At 75.1% G+C, this 17,709-nt stretch carries 11 protein-coding genes; all 11 read right to left on the bottom strand.

From position 1 onward, the window contains the following. Positions 1–2: 2 nt before the first annotated feature. Positions 3–392, bottom strand: a complete 390-nt coding sequence (locus AB0G52_RS11380; RefSeq protein ID WP_361335967.1) for a WXG100 family type VII secretion target — start codon at positions 390–392, stop codon at positions 3–5. Then, on the bottom strand, positions 385–816 hold the full coding sequence (locus tag AB0G52_RS11375; RefSeq protein WP_132889458.1) for a YbaB/EbfC family nucleoid-associated protein: 432 nt from the start codon (positions 814–816) through the stop codon (positions 385–387). Before AB0G52_RS11375 ends, AB0G52_RS11380 begins: the two co-directional genes overlap by 8 nt. A gap of 20 nt (positions 817–836) precedes the next feature. Continuing rightward, positions 837–3,137 carry a WXG100 family type VII secretion target gene (locus AB0G52_RS11370; protein ID WP_361335964.1) on the bottom strand — a complete coding sequence of 767 codons (2,301 nt, stop codon included), beginning with the start codon at positions 3,135–3,137 and terminating at the stop codon, positions 837–839. 23 nt (positions 3,138–3,160) lie between these two features. Beyond that, positions 3,161–3,811: a hypothetical protein gene (locus tag AB0G52_RS11365; protein ID WP_361335962.1), complete on the bottom strand. Its 651-nt coding sequence runs from the start codon at positions 3,809–3,811 to the stop codon at positions 3,161–3,163. 1 nt (position 3,812) lies between these two features. Further along, entirely contained in the window at positions 3,813–4,103 is a 291-nt protein-coding gene (locus tag AB0G52_RS11360) for a WXG100 family type VII secretion target (protein ID WP_361335959.1), read from the bottom strand. 44 nt (positions 4,104–4,147) lie between these two features. Next, the gene (locus tag AB0G52_RS11355; RefSeq protein ID WP_132889454.1) at positions 4,148–4,483 is read right to left on the bottom strand and encodes a WXG100 family type VII secretion target; all 336 of its coding nucleotides are present in this window, start codon (positions 4,481–4,483) and stop codon (positions 4,148–4,150) included. Positions 4,484–4,609: 126 nt separating this feature from the next. Next, complete coding sequence (locus AB0G52_RS11350) at positions 4,610–7,888, bottom strand: right-handed parallel beta-helix repeat-containing protein (RefSeq protein ID WP_361335956.1); 3,279 nt, start codon at positions 7,886–7,888, stop codon at positions 4,610–4,612. Then, complete coding sequence (locus AB0G52_RS11345) at positions 7,885–10,557, bottom strand: hypothetical protein (RefSeq protein ID WP_361335953.1); 2,673 nt, start codon at positions 10,555–10,557, stop codon at positions 7,885–7,887. Before AB0G52_RS11345 ends, AB0G52_RS11350 begins: the two co-directional genes overlap by 4 nt. Positions 10,558–10,562: 5 nt before the next feature. Continuing rightward, positions 10,563–12,068 (bottom strand): type VII secretion protein EccB, encoded by a 1,506-nt coding sequence (locus AB0G52_RS11340; RefSeq protein ID WP_361335950.1) that lies wholly within the window; start codon positions 12,066–12,068, stop codon positions 10,563–10,565. A gap of 14 nt (positions 12,069–12,082) precedes the next feature. Further along, a complete protein-coding gene (gene eccD, locus AB0G52_RS11335; protein ID WP_361335948.1) occupies positions 12,083–13,642 on the bottom strand; it encodes a type VII secretion integral membrane protein EccD in 1,560 nt (519 codons plus the stop codon). After that, the gene (eccCa, locus tag AB0G52_RS11330; protein WP_361335945.1) at positions 13,639–17,664 is read right to left on the bottom strand and encodes a type VII secretion protein EccCa; all 4,026 of its coding nucleotides are present in this window, start codon (positions 17,662–17,664) and stop codon (positions 13,639–13,641) included. Before eccCa ends, eccD begins: the two co-directional genes overlap by 4 nt. Positions 17,665–17,709: the final 45 nt, after the last annotated feature.

The raw sequence follows: 17,709 nt of genomic DNA, 5'->3' as shown, positions 1-17,709 counted from the left end.
GTTCACCGCCGGGTGCCGTGCGGTGTGGCGTGGCCGTCGCCCGCCGCCCCGGAGCCCGCGGCCGTGGACGTGGACGGGGTGATGGCGCGCAGCGCCTCCACGTTCCCCTCCTCGGTCCGGGCGAACCCCCTGGCCATGGTGCGGATGCCGTCCACCGTGCTGTCGAGCACGTTGCCCAGGCCCGTGATGCCCTCGCTGAGCTGCCGCCTGGGCTCGGCGTACTGCTCCAGGAACTGCCGTCCGCTCTCGTCGTCGCCCCAGCACGCGCCGAGCGCCTCCAGCCGGCCGTCCAGCTTGGTGGCGATGGACCGGATCCGCCCGGCCAGCTCCAGCATCTGGGGAGCGGACCGGTCGAGCGCGGCGGTGTCGACGGAGAAGGTGCCGTCACTCATGGGTCTCTCCCCGGAAGCCGTGGTCCACGTAGTCGCGTACGGAGTCCGGCATCGCCGGGTCCTCGGGCAGTACGGCGGCCGGGTCGACCCGGCCCTGGAGCAGGTCGGGCACGGTCACCCCTGGCGGCAACTGCCCCGACAGCACGCCCGTGACGCCTTCCAGTGCCTCGGCCCTGGCCTGCCGCAGGGTGGTGAGCAGGACGTCGGCGAGTTCCTTGGGCGCCATCCGGCGGTAGGCGCCGGTGGGGAACTCGATGGCGGTGACGTCCCCCTGGGCGCCGACGGTGATCTTCACCGTCTGCCGCGGGGCGGTCACGGTCGCCGTCGTCTCGTTGATCCGGCGCCGGGTCTCGGCCGCCTCGTCGCGCTGACGGCGGTACTGCTCCAGCAGATCCTCGATCTGCCGGTCGTACGGGCTGGGCACGGACGGTCCTCTCGGGTGCTTCAGTAGGCGGCGGTGGAGTCGTCGGGCAGGGCGCCCCAGGTGCTCTGGTGCTGGACCAGCAGGTCCGCGATGCCCCGGGCGGGCGCTTCCTCGTCGGGCTCCGCCTCGGCCTTTGCCGGCTCCTCGGGTTCCTCCGCTTCGGGGCCGCCGTCCCCGCACATCGCCGGGCCGAGGCCGGCGGCGGAGGCACCGGCCGGTGCAGTGGCGGCGGTGCGCTCCGGCTGCCAGGTGGTGCGCGGCTCGGTGGACTCGGCCGGTCCGGGGTCCGTCTCCCGCTCGCCGTCGCCGCGCAGCGCCCACAGCAGGGGGACGAACGCGCCCGCCCCGGCTCCGGCCTCCCAGGCGGAGAAGTCCTCCTCGCCGTCGTCTCCTTCCGGGTCCGTGGACAGGGGCACTCCGTCGGATCCGACGGCGACCGGTGCCGCGAGCGGGGCGGAGGCGGTCTCGGGGACGGAGGCCGTTTCCGCCGGAGGCACACCCTCCGCCGCCGGTGCCGTCGACTCGGCAACGCCTTCCTCGGCCCCTTCGGCCCCTTCGGCCCCTTCGGCCCCTTCGGCCTCCGCACGGCTCGTGCGGGAGCGGGCGGTCGTACCGAAGCCGGGCAGGTACGGCACCCCCGGAAGGGCGCCCGTCGGGGAGCCGGCCTCGTCGTCGCCGGACTCCTCCGCGCCCTCCCAGGGCTCGGCGCTCCCGTCGAGCAGCCCGGAGGCGTCGGTGCGTTCGCCGGAACCGTCCCGGCCCGCGCCGGACGCGCCGCCCATCCCGCCCATCCCCGGCAGGTACGGCATCCCGCCCGTGCCGAGGCCCTCGCCGCCGGCCGCCGCGCCCAGCTCCGAGCCGACCTCGTCGCCGGGGACCTCCTCGCCCTCCCAGGGATCCGCGCTGGAGTCGAGCAGCCCCGAGGCGTCCGTGGGCTCGGAGGTGAGACCGGCGCCGTTCGCCCCGGTGCCGCCCATTCCCGGCATGTACGGCATCCCGGAGGACGTGGCCAACGGGGACGGGGCGAGGGCGTCGGAGGCCAGGCCGTCGGCGAGGTCACCGCCCAGACCGCCGGTGAGGCCGTCGCCCAGACCGTTGTCCAGACCGGTGTCACCGAAGGCGGCCGGGTCGGCCGTGGACAGGCCGCCCAGCGAGCTCTCCCCCTCGGCCCCGAGGCCACGGCCGCCCAGTCCCGCCAGACCGCCGAGGCCGGGGAAGGAGAGGGGGTTGAGCGCGTTGTCGATGGCCGACGGATCGAGGCCGCTCAGGCCACCCGGGTCACCCAGACCGCCCAGGTCACCAAGGCCGCCCAGGTCACCAAGGCCGCCCAGGTCACCAAGGCCGCCCAGGCCGTCGGCGCCGCCGAGGCCCGAGCCGTCCAGGCCCAGGTCGCCGGAGAAGGAGGCGGGATCGCCGCCGGAACCGTCGGGACCGGCCAGGTCCCCGACGCCGCCGATGCCGTCACCGGTGCCGAGACCGCTGTCCAGGCCGGTACCGAGGCCGGGGTAGCCGGAGAGGTCCGACAGGTTCCCCGTGTCGCCGAGGCCGCCGATGCCGCTGTCGGGCCCGCCGCCCGGGTCGGTGTTCAGGCCGGCGTTCGGGTTCGGGAGGCCGTTGTCGCCGCCGGAGTCGTTCGGGTCGCCGGTCGGTGAGGTCACCGGGGTCGGGTTCACGATGGCGTCGGTGGTGACCTGGTAGGAGTGCGCGAGGCTCTTCAGGACCGCCCGCATGTCGTCGGTCATCATCCTGACGAGTTCGGGCTTCTGGCTGATCGGGATCAGCCCGTCGGACATCGGTGTGACGCCCATCGCGACGGCCTGGTCCGCGTACCAGCTGTCGATGTCCGCGAGGATGTTCTGCGCGCTCTGGAAGGAGATCGCGTTGTTGGCGAGCTGGTGCGGGATGGAGTGGTCACCCGTCGACCCCCCGGACAGGACGTCGGCGTTGGCCTTCACCTGTCGGGAGAAGTTGGTCATCATGTCGAGGAACGAGTCGGCGGCGCTGCCGCCCCACGGACCGTTGTCGCCGGCCAGCGCCTTGGCCTGGTCGACCAGGCTCTGGGTGACGCCCTCCAGGGTCCGCTGGACGTGGAAGAAGGCGTTGGCCGCGTCCAGCAGTGACTGCGGGTTCGCGATGGCGCGGGCGTGGGCCAGGTTGGCGTCGGTGGAGACACCGGACGACATGCCGTAGACGGCGGCCTTGATCTGCTTCCAGTCCCAGTTGTCGTAGTCCGTGATGCTTCCGTTGGACGAGCCGTCGGGATTCCCGAAGATCGTCCCGTCGTCGCCCTGGTGGAAGCCGCCGCTGTTGTAGTCCGGCACTTTCGCCCTCCCGCGGAGCGCGCCTAGGTGGTGGTGTTCGAGTTGCCGCTGCCGGTGTTGCCGTGACCGGTGTTGCCGTGGCCGCTGTTGCTGTTCGAATTGCCCGTGCCCGTGCCGGTGGTCATGCCGCTGCCGCCGTTGGCCGTCATCATCGTGTTGAAGTCGGCGGTGGTGGTCGTGAAGGCGTCCGCGAGGTCCTGGGCCGACATGGTGTTGGCGTCCTCGGTCGTGGTGTACCTCCGGCTCAGCCCCTGCACGCCGTCCCGCAGGTCCGTCAGACCCCGCACCAGCGCCGACAGCGCGTCGCCGTAGCTCTTCTTGAGGCCGGCGTCCGCGTTCGGACCGTTGACCGTGGTCCGCATCACGTTGGCGTGGTAGAAGGCGCCCGGCGCGATCGAGACGTCGCTCAGAGCGGTGGCGACGTCGCGCACCGGCTGGATCAGCAGGTCGATGTTGTGGGCGAACAGGTCCAGCGAGGGTGTGCTGACCGAGGTCCCGTTGTGGCCGTCGCCGCCCGGCACCGGAGGGGGCACGAAGGGGTGCAGGTCGGAGAGGATCCCCGGGACGTGCAGGACGTCGGTGCCGCCGTGGTAGTGGTGGTCGCCGGTCGATCCGGTGCTGCTGCTGTTGTTGTTGCCACCGGTGTTGCTCATGGCGCTGTAGCCGTCGGTCATGTCACTGGTCCCAGAGGCTCACGCCGTGCCGCTCGCCCGCGTAGTAGGACTCGTTGATCTGGCCGAGGGCGTTGGTGGCGTTCTGGGCCTGGGTCACCATGTCGTCGGCGGCGGCGTCCCACTTGGCCTTTGCGGCGTCGTAGGTGGCGCGGGCGTCGCTGGTCCACTCGCTCAGGTGCACCTTGGCGCTGTCGTCGAGATCGGTCAGCGCCGCCTGGATCTTCCCGCTGATCGCGGTCATCTCGCCGATGACGTACTCGACCTGGTTCATGTTGACCGTGTATGTGGGCATGGCTCGCTCCTCGTGTGTCGGGCGTGTCGTGGGACGACGGTCGGTCAGAAGCCGGGCAGCGGCGTGGACATGCTCTTGTGCAGCTGGTTCGCCATGTCGCTGGTGCTGTGGTGAGTGGTGTCGTAGCTGCCGGTGTTGGCCTGGAGCTTCTGCAGCATCAGTTCCAGCTGCTGCCTGACCGTGCTGAAGTCGGTGAGCCAGGTGTCCATGGCGGTCTGGAAGGTGGTCGAGGCGTCACCGGTCCAGCTGGAGCGCAGCGCCTCGATCTGGCTCTGCATCTGGGTGTACGTGCTGTTGGCCTCGTCCAGGGCGGTCTGGAAACTGCCCTGGGCGGCCCGCATGCCCGACGTGTCGACCGAGGTGCTCGTGTTGGCGGCCATGGCCGCTCCTCTCGTACGGGGACGTGGAAGTCGTCGTTCGTGATGGTGGTCCGGTTCGGCACCGGTCAGGGGCCGGATGCCGGGCTCGCTGCCCCACCGGCCGTGATTTTCTGTCCCTGCGACCCGTCAGCCGGCCACCAGCGTGTCGGTGAGCGGGAGTTCGTCCGCCAGATCGGCGAGGACCAGTGCGGGGGCGGCCGCGCGGGCGGCGATCCGGTCCGCCAGCCGGTGGGCGCCGTACGCGCCGTGCGCCGGGTCCTGCGCGGCGAGCGCCGCGAGGACGTCCTCGGGTACGTCCAGACCCAGCACCGTGAGCCGCCGCCGGGTCAGCTCGGCGAGGGCCTCGCCGGTCCAGGCGGGCAGCCGCAGGTACTCGGCGAACGCCCCGGCCAGGTCGGTCCGGGTGCGCAGCAGCTCCATCAGGCGCGGGGCGCCCCCGCAGAGCACCAGGACCGCGCCGTACGGGCCGCGGGCCGCCGTCTCCGCGGTCAACGCGTCGACGACCGCCTGCTGTTCGGGTTCCGGCCGGGACTCGAAGGCGGGGTCCACCGTGACCGCCAGCAGGCCGCCGGCGGCCCGCCCGAACACGTCGGCGAGGAACGCGCGCGGCTGGGGGGCCCAGCGGGCGGGCACGTCCGACAGCGGTACGTGCGTGAACGCGCCGGACGGTACGACCCCGAGCTCGCCGAGGGCCCGCCCGTACGCGGCTGCCACGGCCCGGCGCCCGCTGCCCGGGGGGCCCTCCAGCACGACGTCCGCGAGGCCCGCGGTGCCCTGCCCGAGCCGGACGAGCGTGTCCAGGCGGGCGGTCAGCGCGTCGGTGACGGGGGTGAGACCGGTGAGGGCGGTGAGGTGGCGGGTGGCGGTGTCGCCGGGGGCCGTGGCCTCGGCTCCGCCGACGGCCGCCGTGCTCCGGCGCGCACCGTCCGTGACGGTTTCGGGGTCGGGCGCGGGTTGTCCCTGCGGGGCGGAAGCACCGTCGCCGGGTGCGGGTGCGGGTGCGGGTGCGGGTGCGGGTGCGGGTGCGGGTGCGGGGGTGAGGGTGGGGGTGTCGCTCGGTGTGGGGGGAGCGGTGGCTGCTCGTGCGGGGGCGGTGGGGGTGGTCGGGGTGTCGGCGGCGGTCAGGAGGCTGAGTTCGCTGTCGTGGACCGGGGGGTGGATGGCCAGCCGGGACGCCTGGGAGCCGATCATCGTTTCGAAGACCTGACGGGCGACCCGGCCGTTGCCGAAGGTGGGGCCCTTGGGAACGTCCTCGAAATAGCGGGACAGCGCGTCGAGGGCGTCGTCGGAGAGTTCGTAGAGGTGCTTGCCGCACAGGCCTCGGACGATGGTGACCAGTTCCGCCGGGGAGTAGTTCGGGAACTCGATCGTCCGGGCGAACCGGGAGGCCATACCGGGGTTGGAGGCGAGGAACCGGTCCATGTGCTCCGAGTAGCCGGCCGCGATGACGACGATCTCGTCCCGGTGGTCCTCCATCAGCTTCATCAGCGTCTCGACGGCCTCCTGCCCGAAGTCGGGGCCGGTACCCCGGGACTGGTTGGTCAGGGTGTACGCCTCGTCGATGAAGAGCACCCCGCCCAGCGCCCGGTTGAAGACCTCCGTGGTCTTGATCGCGGTGCCGCCGATGATCTGGGCGACCAGGTCGGCGCGGGCCACCTCGACGATGTGCCCCTGGCCGAGGATGCCGAGTTCGGCGAGGACCGCCCCGTACAGCCGGGCCACAGTCGTCTTGCCGGTGCCGGGCGGTCCCGCGAAGACGAGGTGGCGGCTCATCGGCGGCATGGGCAGGCCCATCTCGGTACGCCGCTTGGTCATCTTGTTGAGGTTGATCAGCCCGGTGACCTCCAGCTTGACGCTCTCCAGGCCCACCAGCGCGTCCAGTTCGGCCAGCGGGCCGGTGGCCGAACGGGAGACGTCCGAGCCCGCCGTCGGCGGGGAGACGGGGATCGCCGAGCCGGACGGTTGCGAGCCGCCGCTCCCCGCACGGCCGCCGCCGGAGCCGTCGCCCGCCCGGTCGGCAGGTCCGTCGCCGGCGTTGTCCTCGACCGCGCAGTTGCCGAGGTCGGTACGGGCGTCGGCATGGGCGTTGACGCCCTGGCCGCGCGCACCGGTCATCCGGCACCCCACGGCGGTGAACGAACCGCCCGCGAGGACCCGCACCGCGTCCCCCGGCGCACCGGTGAACTCGGTGTCGTGCGCGGTCAGTTCCGCGTCCTCCCCGACCACCGCACCGCACCCGCGCAGCACGGACCCGGCCAGGAAGGCGCTCGCCGACCCGGCGAGCCCCAGCCCCGTCACCCCGTGGCCGCCGCCGCTCATCGCGATCTCGGCGCCCCGCAGCGTCACCCGGGCACCGCCCTGCGCCCGGACTCCGGTACCCGCGCCGCCGGTGACGGAGAGCCGTTCCAGCTCGACGGTGCACGCGTCGGTGGCCTGCACGGCGGCCGTCGCGGCGTCCCGGACGACGAGCCCCGTCGCCGTGACGGCGGTCGCCGCGCCGGTGACGTGGAGGCCGACCGGCGTCCCGGTGATCTCGCAGTCCTCCAGGCGGGGCCGGGCGCCCCCGGTGACCTGGACCCCGCTGCGGGCCGCGCCGGTGACCGCACAGCCCCGCAGGTGCGGCGCGGCGCCGTCGGCGATGTGCACGGACTGGCCGGCCGAACCGGAGAAGGCGCAGTCGGTGAGCGTGGTCTCGCCCCGGCTGGTCAGGTACGCGTCCAGCGCGGTGCTGCCGGTCACGGCGACCCGGACCAGCGTGGCGCGCGCCTCCTGCTCGACGGCGACGGCGGGCTTGCCGCTGCCCCTGACCACGGTGGCCTCGACGGTCGCGGAGGCGTTGCCGTTGACGCAGACACCGTTGCCCCGCGGGCGGTCCAGCCGGCAGTCCCGCACGTCGAGGCGGCCGTGCTCGGCGACCACCACCGCCGACGAGCCCACCTCGGCGATCTCGGTGTCGGCCAGCACGTTGCCGCCGCGCGAGGTGACCACCACGCCCGCGCCGTGCGGGTTGGTCACCCGGCAGCCGCGGGCGGCGAGCGTCCCCTCGTCCCAGACCAGGACGGCCGTCCACGCCGCGCCCTCGATGCGGCAGCCGTCCAGCGCCGACTGCCCGCGCCGCAGGTCGAGGACCGGGGCCTCCCGGTCGGCGCCCGACAGGACGAGCCCGGACAGCTGCACCGCCTCGGCCCGCACCACGACCGTGCTCCCGGTGGGGGCGTGCACCTGTACGGTCCCGGCGCCGCCCTCCGCCGCCAGGGTCACCGCACGGACGATGTCCAACTGCTCCTCGTACCGGCCCGGCGCGACCGTGATCAGCGCTCCCTCCGCCGCCTCGGCCAGCGCCTGGCCGATCGTACGGTGGGCGCCCGGACGGTCCGGGGCGACCGGCAACACCTGCCTGCTCACGGCTGGGCTCCTTCTGTGCGGACCGCACGGGGGGTCACGATCAGGCCGGGCGGATCGGCGCTCTCGGCCGCGGCGTCGGTGCCGGTCCGCTCCAGCGCGTCCAGGATCTTCTCCAGGCCCTTGACGGCGATCTCGTCGAGCTTCGCCGCCACGCCGTCGTCCCGGTCGTCCTGGCTGCTCTGGCCGTTCCGGGTGGCTTCCGACGGCGACAGCTCCCGCATCAGCACGACGGGGCCCCCGGCGCGCAGCACCTTGAAGACGGTGCCGGGCAGGAACACCACCCGGTCGGGGACGGCCGCGTCCAGCGACGTGGTCCGCCGGGCCGTCATCGACCAGATCAGGACATCGGTGGCGCCGCTGCCGCGCGGGCCGGGGTGCAGCGTCGTACGGGCGTGACAGAACGCCCACTCGGTCACCAGCCCGCCCTCGCGGTACCAGGCACGTTCCGCGTCACCGAGGAGGGTGCGCAGCAGCGCCGGGCCCCGGTAGGAGGGCAGCCGCCGCAGCCCGGCCGTCACGCAGCGCGCCAGCGGCACGTGCGGTCCCGGTACGGCCTCGCGCACGGCGGCGTCGGCCGGACGGGGGTCGCCGGACAGGTAGAGGCGTACGGCCACCAGGTCGGTCAGCGCGTCCGCCGCCTCCGTCCGGGACCGGCCGCGCAGTCCGGGCGACTCCGACATCACGCGGGAGACGGAGCCGGCCAGGGCGTTGTACTGCTCGCTGAAGGTCCGGCGCAGCCAGTCCCGCTCCTGCGCGACCCCCCGCTCCGGCGGCAGCGCGCGGGCCGCGGCCCGCGGCACCGGCTGCACCCGCACGGCACCCGCCCGCGCGGAGGCCGACGGCCCACCGGCGGGGTGACCCGGGGCGGGGCCGACGACAGAGGTCCGCTCGGCGGTCGGCGGGGTGACGTCGAGGTGGCCCTCCGTGCCGTCCACGGCGCGCAGGGCGCCGATCTCCGGTTCCGGCTCGGGTGCGGCGGACTCCAGACGGAACCGTGGCGAGGCGGGCGGTGGGGGCGGCTGGGTGCGGACGGGGGAAGGGGTGGCCGCGGCGGCACCGACGGATACGACGCGCTCGGCGCCGACCGTGGGCTCCGCGCGGGGCATCGGGACGGCCGAGGGGTGGGAGTTGGCGGGGGGCTCGGGTGAGGTCGGGGGCTGGGGGTCGGCGGGGTGCTCGGATGAGGTCGAGGGTCGGGGGGCGGTGAGGGGCGGGGGTTGGACCGAGTGCTGAGGCTCGGCCGGAGATGCGGGTGCGGTCGGTGGTTGGGGTTCGGCCGGAGGCACGGGTGCGGGCGGAGGTGCGGGTGCGGGCGAGGGCTGGGGTTCGGTCGGTGGTTGGGGTTCGGTCGGAGGTGTGGGCTCGGCCGGAGGCACGGGTCCGGCCGGAGGTGCGGGTGCGGGCGAGGGTTGGGGTGCGGTCGGAGGTGTGGGTGCGGTCGGGGGTTGGGGTGTGGGGGAGAGGTGGGGGCGGACGGGCGTCGGTTGTGGTGCCGGGGCCGCTGTCGCTTGTGTCTCCGGGGCTTGGGCGGGGGCGGCCTGCCGGGTGGCGCGGGACCTGCTGCGCACGGTGGGTGCCTCGCCGATGTTCGCCGCACCGCCGCCGGGCCCCGGACGGGGCTCCGCAACCGGATCGCCGTCACCGCTGCCGTCACCGCCGTCGCTGACGGAGTCGGCGTCGGTGCTGCTCTCGTTGCGTACGGTCGGTGCCTCCGAGAGGTCCGTCGTGTCCTCGGCGTCATGGCCGGCGGCGGTGCCGGACTCCGTGCGGACGGGGGGCGCGGCGGGCAGGGGCGGTACGGAGGTGTCGCCGGAGTCCGGTGCCGGTGTCGGCGGCAGTGGGCGGCCGGTGGGGAGGTATGTCGTCTCGGCCGCGGCGGTCCCGTCGTCGGCGGGCAGGCCGTCGTACAGGACGACCGGGTGGGACAAGGCGTCGGCGAGTACCTGGCCGTCGGGGACGTCCAGGGTGCCGTACCGGACGAAGCGGACCGCCGGGCGGGCGCCGGGGAGCACGGTGTCCCAGAAGCGGACCACGTCCTCGGTGGGCAGCGGCGGGGTGCCGGGGCTGCCGAGGACGACCAGGTAGCGGTGCGGATCGATGGGCGTGGCCTCGACCGCGCGCCGGTGGTGGGCGGCCAGGGGATCCCGGTCGGTGTGGCGCAGCCACACGCCCGCGGGCAGGGGCTGGGCGACGGTGCGGGGCCCGGCCGGCCGGGCGACGGCAGGCGCGGAGAACTCCCAGTGCGGTTTGGGGAAGCGCTGCGCCACGGGCTCGGGGTCGTGGCCGGGCCGGAAGCGCAGCCAGGCGGCGCCGTCGTCGCCGGGCACGAACAGGCCGCCGCCGACGGTGGGCACCAGGTCGCCGTCGGGCGCGAGCACCTCGCGTCCCAGCCGGTCGGCGATGTGCCGGCACGCCGTACGGATGTCCTCCGGCCTGCCCCGGCCGAAGATCAGCCGGGGGCTGCCGTACCGGGCGGCCGACAGCAGCCGGGCCACCGCCTCCCACGCCGTGGCCAGGGCGTCGGCGGGGAGGTCCACCACGGCGAGGGTGTGGAGGGGGTCCGGGGCGATCCCCGCGGCGAACGCGGCCGCGCGGTCGTCGAACCTGCCCCGGGGGTGGATGAGCAGGGTCTCGCCCGTCAGGGTCGAGCGCAGGCGCAGCCGGGTCAACGGTCTCAGCCCTTCGCCGCGGCGGCGCGGCTGAGCACCGGACCGTCGGGGACGAGGGCGAGGACGCCCGCGGGCAGCGTGAGCCGGTGCTTGCCGTCGCCGAACCCGAGGGCCCGCTCGGCGTCGGTGTCGGCGATCCGGTACTTCAGGCCCTGCTCGGTGATCAGGTAGACGGGCGGGGAGGTCGTCGAGGGGCCGTCCGGTACGGCCAGCACGCCCCCGCCGGCCGGCAGGACGATCCCGCCCGCACCGGGGGTGCCCACGGTGATCCGGGCGGGGCCGGCCGCCGGTTCCGTCAGGCAGACGGTGCCGGTGGCGGTCAGGGCGCGCACACCGGTCAGGTCGGGGACGCGGCCGGTCGTGGCGTCGTCCGCCGAGACCGGGGCGGCCGCGATGTCCGACTGGCCGACCTGCCGAGGTGCCGGAGCACCGGGGCGGGCGGCGAGCAGGGCGTACTCGGTGGCGTTGACACGGGCGACTCCGTCGGACCGCATCACGTAGTAGTGCGCCGTCCCGGGGGTGCCGTCGGCGCCGGTGCGGAAGACCTGGCCGACCTGGGTGCTCCGGGCGGCGACCGGGGCGGCCGGCTTCCCGGCGCCGGCCGGCACGGGCGCGGCGAGCGCGGCACCCGTGGGCACGGCGGCCAGCCAGTCGGCGGTGGCGGGCAGGGCCGCCTGGTCGTCCAGGCCGAGGGCGATCAGCGTGGCGTCGCCGGGGACCGGGTACTTGACGCCGCGCAGCAGCAGGTACCGGGCGCCCCCGGGCCCGCTGAGCAGCACCTGACGGTCGGCGGGCAGGGCGGCGAGCGCGGCGGCGGGTGCCCCGAAGACCAGCGCCTGCCCCTTGCCGGCCGCCTCCTCGCCGGCCGTCCCTTTGCGGCCGGCCTCCTTGTCGGCCGTCCCCTTGCCGCCCGACGTGTCACCGGTCGACTTCCCGCCGCCCGACTTCCCGCCGCCCGACGTGTTGGCGATGCCACCGCCCGAGGTGCCGCCGCCCGACTTCCCGGCGGCTGACGGCGCGGTCCCCGTGCCCGCGCCCGTCGCCCCCTGCCCCGGCAGGCAGCGTGCCCAGGGGCCCGTCGCCAGGGCCGATGCGGTCGGCACGGTGTCCGGGGCGCCCGGGACGCCGACCGGGGTGCCGTGCGGGGTCCCGGCCAGGGACTTCGCGGACACCGTCTCCGGCGCGGTGCGCTCGCCCGCGATGAGCAGCGCGGAGGCGTAGTTGCGTACGGGGCGCAGCTCGCCGTTCGCGTACACGTACCGGTTGCCGGTGTCCTCCTCCAGCACGATCGCCCCGTTCTTGCGCCAGTCGTCCTTCGCGGCGGGCGAGATCAGCCCGTACACCCCGAACCCGGCGCACAGCAGCACCGCCACGCCCACCCCGAAGACCGAGCCGAGCGCGGACCGCCGGGTCGGGCTGTCGCCGCGCCCGGGGTCGCCGCTGACCAGGGCGGAGGCGAGCCGGCCCATGGCGAACTGGTAGGCCTGCACGTGATCGCGTCGCGTCTGCATGGCTGCCGCCGCCCCTAGCCCGCGAGACCGCGGAAGTAGCCGTACGCGTGCAGCACCTGGAGCAGCAGCGGCAGCAGCGCGACAGCTGTGACGGTCTCCAGCAGGTCGCCGAGGTGCCCCCACACCGGCAGCAGCCGGGCCCGTGGCAGCCGCCGGGCGCCGACGAGCAGCAGCAGGGCCGCGGCCAGCAGCACCGCGAGCACGGCGGCCCGGCCGCCCGGCCCGGTGGGCGCGACCCGGACGATGAGGACGAGACCGAGGCCGTAGGCGCCGGCCAGGACGGCGGGGACCCGCTGCAGGGTGCCGTTGGTGCCGCGTGCACGGAGCAGGACGGCCAGGCTGAGGGAGAGCGGGAGCAGCCAGCCGGCCCAGCCGTGCTCGCGGTCGGCGAGCAGCCAGAGCGCGACCGCCCACACCAGCGCCGAGGAGATGCTGATCGCGTCCAGGCAGGCGGTGGCGACGGCGACCCGGTTCGCCACGGTCTCGCCGGACTCGGGCTCGATGTCGAGCTGGAGTTCCTCGGCGTCGTGCGGGAGCTGGGGCACCCGGAGCCGGGCGGTGCGCAGGGCCAGCCGCGGGGCCAGGTGTCCCAGCACGAACAGGCCCACCGCGACCAGCGCGGCGGCCTGGACGCCGTGCAGCCCGGCGGCTTCGGCGAGGGCCGCGCCGGTCGCGGCGGCGACCGCCGTGAGCAGTACGGTGCCGGGTACGACGAGGGGCAGCGCGCCCAGCGCGAGCAGGGCACCGGCCAGCGCCACCACGTATCCGGCGGCCAGCAGCACGCCCGTCGGGCCGGGGGCGAACCCGCCGGACGGCCCCTCCCGCAGGGCCGCCCCGGCCAGCGCGGCGAAGCCGAACGCGCCGACCCCGGCGACCAGGACGCCACCGCGGTCACCCAGCCCGTGGCCCGCTGCCTGCGCACGGCCCGTTTGTGCACCGCCCCCCTGAGCGCGGCCCGCCTGTGCACCGCCCGCCTGAGCGCGGGCCGCCACCACGCAGCCCGCGGCCAGCACCAGGGCGACCGCCCCCGCCGCCGCGGCGGTGAGCGGGCCGGGACCCGCCTGGAGCAGCGTGGCGGCGAGCGCGGCGAGCGCCAGGCAGGACAGCGCGAGCCCGAGGTCACGGGTGAGTGCGGGGCGCCAGCGGCCGGACCCGGCGCCGACGGTGTGCGCGACACCGTCGGAGACGTCGTCGAAGTGGACGGCGGGAAGGGCCGCGTCGGCCGGCCGCAGGTGCAGCACGTCACCGTCCAGCAGTCCCGCGCTCTCGGGCGTCGCCTCCGCGTCGAGGGGGGCGGCGCCGAGCCGTTGCAGGATCCAGGGCGTGCCCTGGAGGTCGGGGCCGACGCCCTGTCGCAGCAGCACCGGCAGCAGGGCGGAGACCGGGGTGGTGACCGGGACGGCGAGGTCGGCCCGCCCGGCCGGCGCCTCGACGGTGAGCCGGCAGACCTCGGTGGCCCGGCCGGACGGCGGCGCGCCGGTGAGGGCGCCGGCCGGAGTGACGGATGCGGCAGGTGAGGCCGGTGCGGCGGACGGGCCCGCCGGCGCGGCGGGCGTGGCCGGTGCGGTGGTCATCGTGCTCCTGTGGGGACGGGCGCCGCCGACACCAGGCCGGTCTGGACGAGCTGGACGGTGCGCCGGGTGACGAGCTGGGCGCGCCCGGCGGGCAGAGTGCGGGGCTTGGCCTCGCCGATGAACTTGCCCTCCTCCTTCGGGTAGGAGAACAGCAGCGCCGGGTTGCCGAGCTCCCACATCCGGCGCACCAGCGGGTCCATCACGGACCGCATGGCGCCCGAGGTGGAGCGGGCCACCACCAGGTGCAGCCCGATCTGGGCGCCCTGCGCGAGCAGCGGCACCAGCGGTGTCATCGGCGAGGGCGTGCCGGGCGCGCCGGCGAAGAGGTCGTAGTCGTCGACGAGGACGAACAGCAGCGGGCCGGTCCACCAGTCCCGCTTCTCCAGCTGCTCCGGGGTGACGTCGGGGCCGGGAGCCCGCTTGGCCACCGACACGGCGGCGCTGTCGGCCAGCTTGCCGAGCGCGTCGCTGTCGACGACGTAGCCGACCCGGTACTCCTCGGGCACGTCCTTGAGGAGCCCGCGACCGGGGTCGGCCAGCAGGATCCGGGCCTCCTCCGGGCGGTAGCGGGCGGTGATGGCGCGGATGGCGAGGCGCAGCGCGTTGGTCTTGCCGGTCTCGCCGTCGCCGTAGACCAGCAGGTGCGGGGTGGCGCCGAAGTCGTGCCAGACGGGGGCGAGCCGCTGCTCGTCCCAGCCGAGGCAGAACCGGAGGTCGCGGGTGTCGGCGGGGGCGGGCAGCCGGCGGGCGTCGAGGCGGGTCGGCAGCAGCCGTACGCCCGGCGCCCGGGGGCCCGTCCAGAACGTGTCGATCTCGGCGACCGCGGCCTTGGTGGCGGCCGTCAGGTCGTCGGTGCGCGAGGAGCTGTCGAGCCGGGGCAGCGCGGACAGGAAGTGGTGTCCGGAGCTGGTCAGGCCGCGCCCCGGCCGGTGCGGGACACCGGCCGCCGCGCGGGAGCCGACCTCGGACTCCATCGCGTCGCCGAGCCGCAGTTCGAGTTTGGTGCCGAGCATGTCCCGCAGCCGGGGCCGTACTTCGGACCAGCGGACCGCCGAGGCGACCACGTGCAGGCCGAACGACAGGCCGCGCGCGGCGAGTTCCATGATCCGCTGTTCCAGGTCGTCGAAGTCCTGGCGGAGCGTGGCCCAGCCGTCGACCACCAGGAAGACGTCCCCGAACGGGTCGTCGACCGAGCCGTCCGCGCGCAGCGCCCGGTAGGCGGTCATCGACTCCAGTCCCCGGGAGGTGAACAACTGCTCACGCTGCTCCAGGAGTTGGCTCAGCTCCTCGACCGTGCGCAGCACCCGGTCGCGCTCCAGGCGGGTGGCCACCGACCCCACGTGCGGCAGCCCGGCGGTGGAGACCAGACCGCCGCCGCCGAAGTCCAGGCAGTAGAACTGGACCTCGCGGGGCGTGTGGGTCAGGGCGAGGGACAGCATCAGGGTGCGCAGCAGGGTCGACTTGCCGGTCTGCGGCGCGCCCACCAGGCCGAGGTGGCCGTCGGCGCCGGACAGGTCGGCGGTCAGCAGCTCGCGCAGCTGCTCGAACGGACGGTCCACCATGCCCAACGGGACCCGCAGCGCGCCCTGGACGCCCGGGTCGGCGGCGCCCATGCCGCGCTCGGGGTCGGGGACGATGCCCGGCAGCAGCTGGTCCAGGCCGGGCGACTCCGCCAGCGGGGAGAGCCAGACCTGCCGGGCGGGCGGGCCGCTGTCCTCCAGCCGGCCGACGAACACCTCCAGCAGGCTGTCCTCGCCGCCCTCCGGTTCCTCCGCCGCCGCCCCCGGCTCCGGGTCGCGCAGGTTCTCCTCGGCGAGCGAGACCAGCCGGGCGGCCTCCGCGGCCTCCGGGGTCCCGGCGGGCGGCCCGTGCCGGTCCAGCCCGAACGCGGTCACCTCCCGTACGACGCCCTGCCCCCCGCCCGTCTCCTCCGGGCCCGGCGCGGCGGGCGCGGGGCCGGAGACGTACGCGGCCTTGAAGCGGACCAGGTTGGTGGTGTCGACCTTGAGGTAGCCGTTGCCGGGCGCGGACGGCAGCTCGTAGGCGCTGGAGGTGCCGATCACGCTGCGCGACTCCATCGAGGAGAAGGTGCGCAGCGCGAGCCGGTACGACAGATGGCCCTCGACCCGGTGGATACGGGACTCGTCCAGCCGCTGGGAGGCCAGCAGCAGATGGACGCCGAGGCTGCGCCCGAGCCGCCCGATGGAGACGAACAGCTCCACGAACTCCGGTTTGCTGGCGAGCAGTTCGGAGAACTCGTCCACGATCACCAGCAGCGAGGGCAGCGGCGCCAGGGTGGTCGCCCCGGCGGCGCGCGCCTTCTCGTACTCGTAGAGCGAGGCGTGACCGGCCTCCCGCAGCAGCTCCTGGCGGCGGATCATCTCGCCGTTGATGGAGTCCCGCATGCGGTCCACGAGGTGCAGCTCGTCGGCGAGGTTGGTGATGACGGCCGAGGTGTGCGGCAGCCGGTCCATGTTGAGGAAGGTGGCGCCGCCCTTGAAGTCCACCAGGACCAGGTTGAGGATCTCGGAGGAGTGGGTGGCGGCCAGGCCGGTCACCAGGGTGCGCAGCAGTTCGCTCTTGCCGGATCCGGTGGCGCCGATCAGCAGTCCGTGCGGGCCCATGCCGCCCTGTGCGGACTCCTTCAGGTCCAGCTCGACGATCTCGCCGTCCTCGGTGACCCCGATCGGCACCTTGAGCCGGGCCTCCTGGGCCAGCCGGGGCCGCCACTTGGCCGCGACGTCGAAGCCGCGCACGTCGCGGATGCCGAGCATGGTGGCCAGGTCGAAGTCGGACTCCAGCGGCTGGTCCACCAGGTCGACGCCGCCGCCGGTGCGCAGGGGAGCGAGCGCGCGTGCCAGGTGCTCGGCCTCGACGGGGCCCAGCCGGTCGGCCCGGCCGCTGACGTGCTCGGCGCCGCTCGGGAAGTCGACCCGGCCGTCGCGCACCGTGAGCCGCAGCACCTTGGGGCCGCCGGGCACCGCACCGGTGAGGTCCAGCAGCACCACCCCGCGGATCCCGGCCCCCAGCAGCCGGGAACCGGCGGGGATCCGGACGCCCTGGGCGACGATCACCGTGAACGGCTCGGCCACGCTGGGGGAGGAGGCGGCGTCGTGGTCGGGGCGGTCGCGGAGGTCCGGTCCGAGCAGGTCCATCAGCTCGTCGTGGTCCCCGGCGGCCAGCCGCACCGCGCCCGCCGCGTCCTCGGCCACCGGGTGGGCGTTGTGCGGCAGCCACTTGAGCCAGTCCCATGCGCGGCGCGCGGCCTCGTCGCCCAGCACCGCCACCCGCAGCTCGTCCGGGGAGTGGAAGACCGCCAGCTGCCCGAGCACCGCCCGCGCGAGGGCCACCGCCTCCGTGGTCTCCCCGGTGAACTCGACGCTGGTGAAGCGCCGCAGCGAGACCGGCACGGGCAGCAGCGGCACGGTCTGGTGGGCCTTGGTGAACCGGCGCAGCGAGATCGCGCACAGCGGCTCCAGGTCCTCCACCGGCCGGGTCTGCGGCGGCAGGAACTCCAGCGCGGCGCGCCGGGTCGCGAGGCCGATGCGGACCCGGCCGAAGTCCTCGTGTCCGGGGCGCCGTTCCCACAGCCGGGGGCCACCGGCGAGCGCCCACAGCTCGGACGCCTCGGGGTTGTCCCACAGCAGCGCGGCCCGCTGCCCGTCGGCCGCCTGCCGGGCCTGTACGCGCTTCTGGGCCAGGTACCGCAGATAGTCCCGGCGTTCGGCGCGCATCCGGCGGCGCCGCTCGGCGCCGGGCCGGCCGATCTGGGTCAGCGTCATGCTGACCATGGCGACGCCCATCATCCCGGTCATCATGTACATGGACGTACCGCCGCTGCCGACCGAGTACATCAGCACCATGGCCCCGGCACCCAGGCCCATCGGGAGGTACGTCATCACCGAACCGAAGTCGGCGGTGGCCGGTTCGCCGAGGACCGGGGGCTCGGCCAGTTCCACCTGGCCCTCCGGCATCGGAGGGCCCTCGGCACGCGGCGAGCGCTTGGCGACGACGGTGCTCAACGTGCTCTCTTCTCTTCTGCAGTTCCTGGCGTCCGCGGAGCGGGA

Source organism: Streptomyces sp. NPDC021562 (assembly GCF_040640875.1).
In the GTDB taxonomy this organism is placed as follows: domain Bacteria; phylum Actinomycetota; class Actinomycetes; order Streptomycetales; family Streptomycetaceae; genus Streptomyces.
The sequence above is the reverse complement of the archived record's forward strand: the minus strand, read 5'-3'. Positions and strand labels throughout refer to the sequence as shown.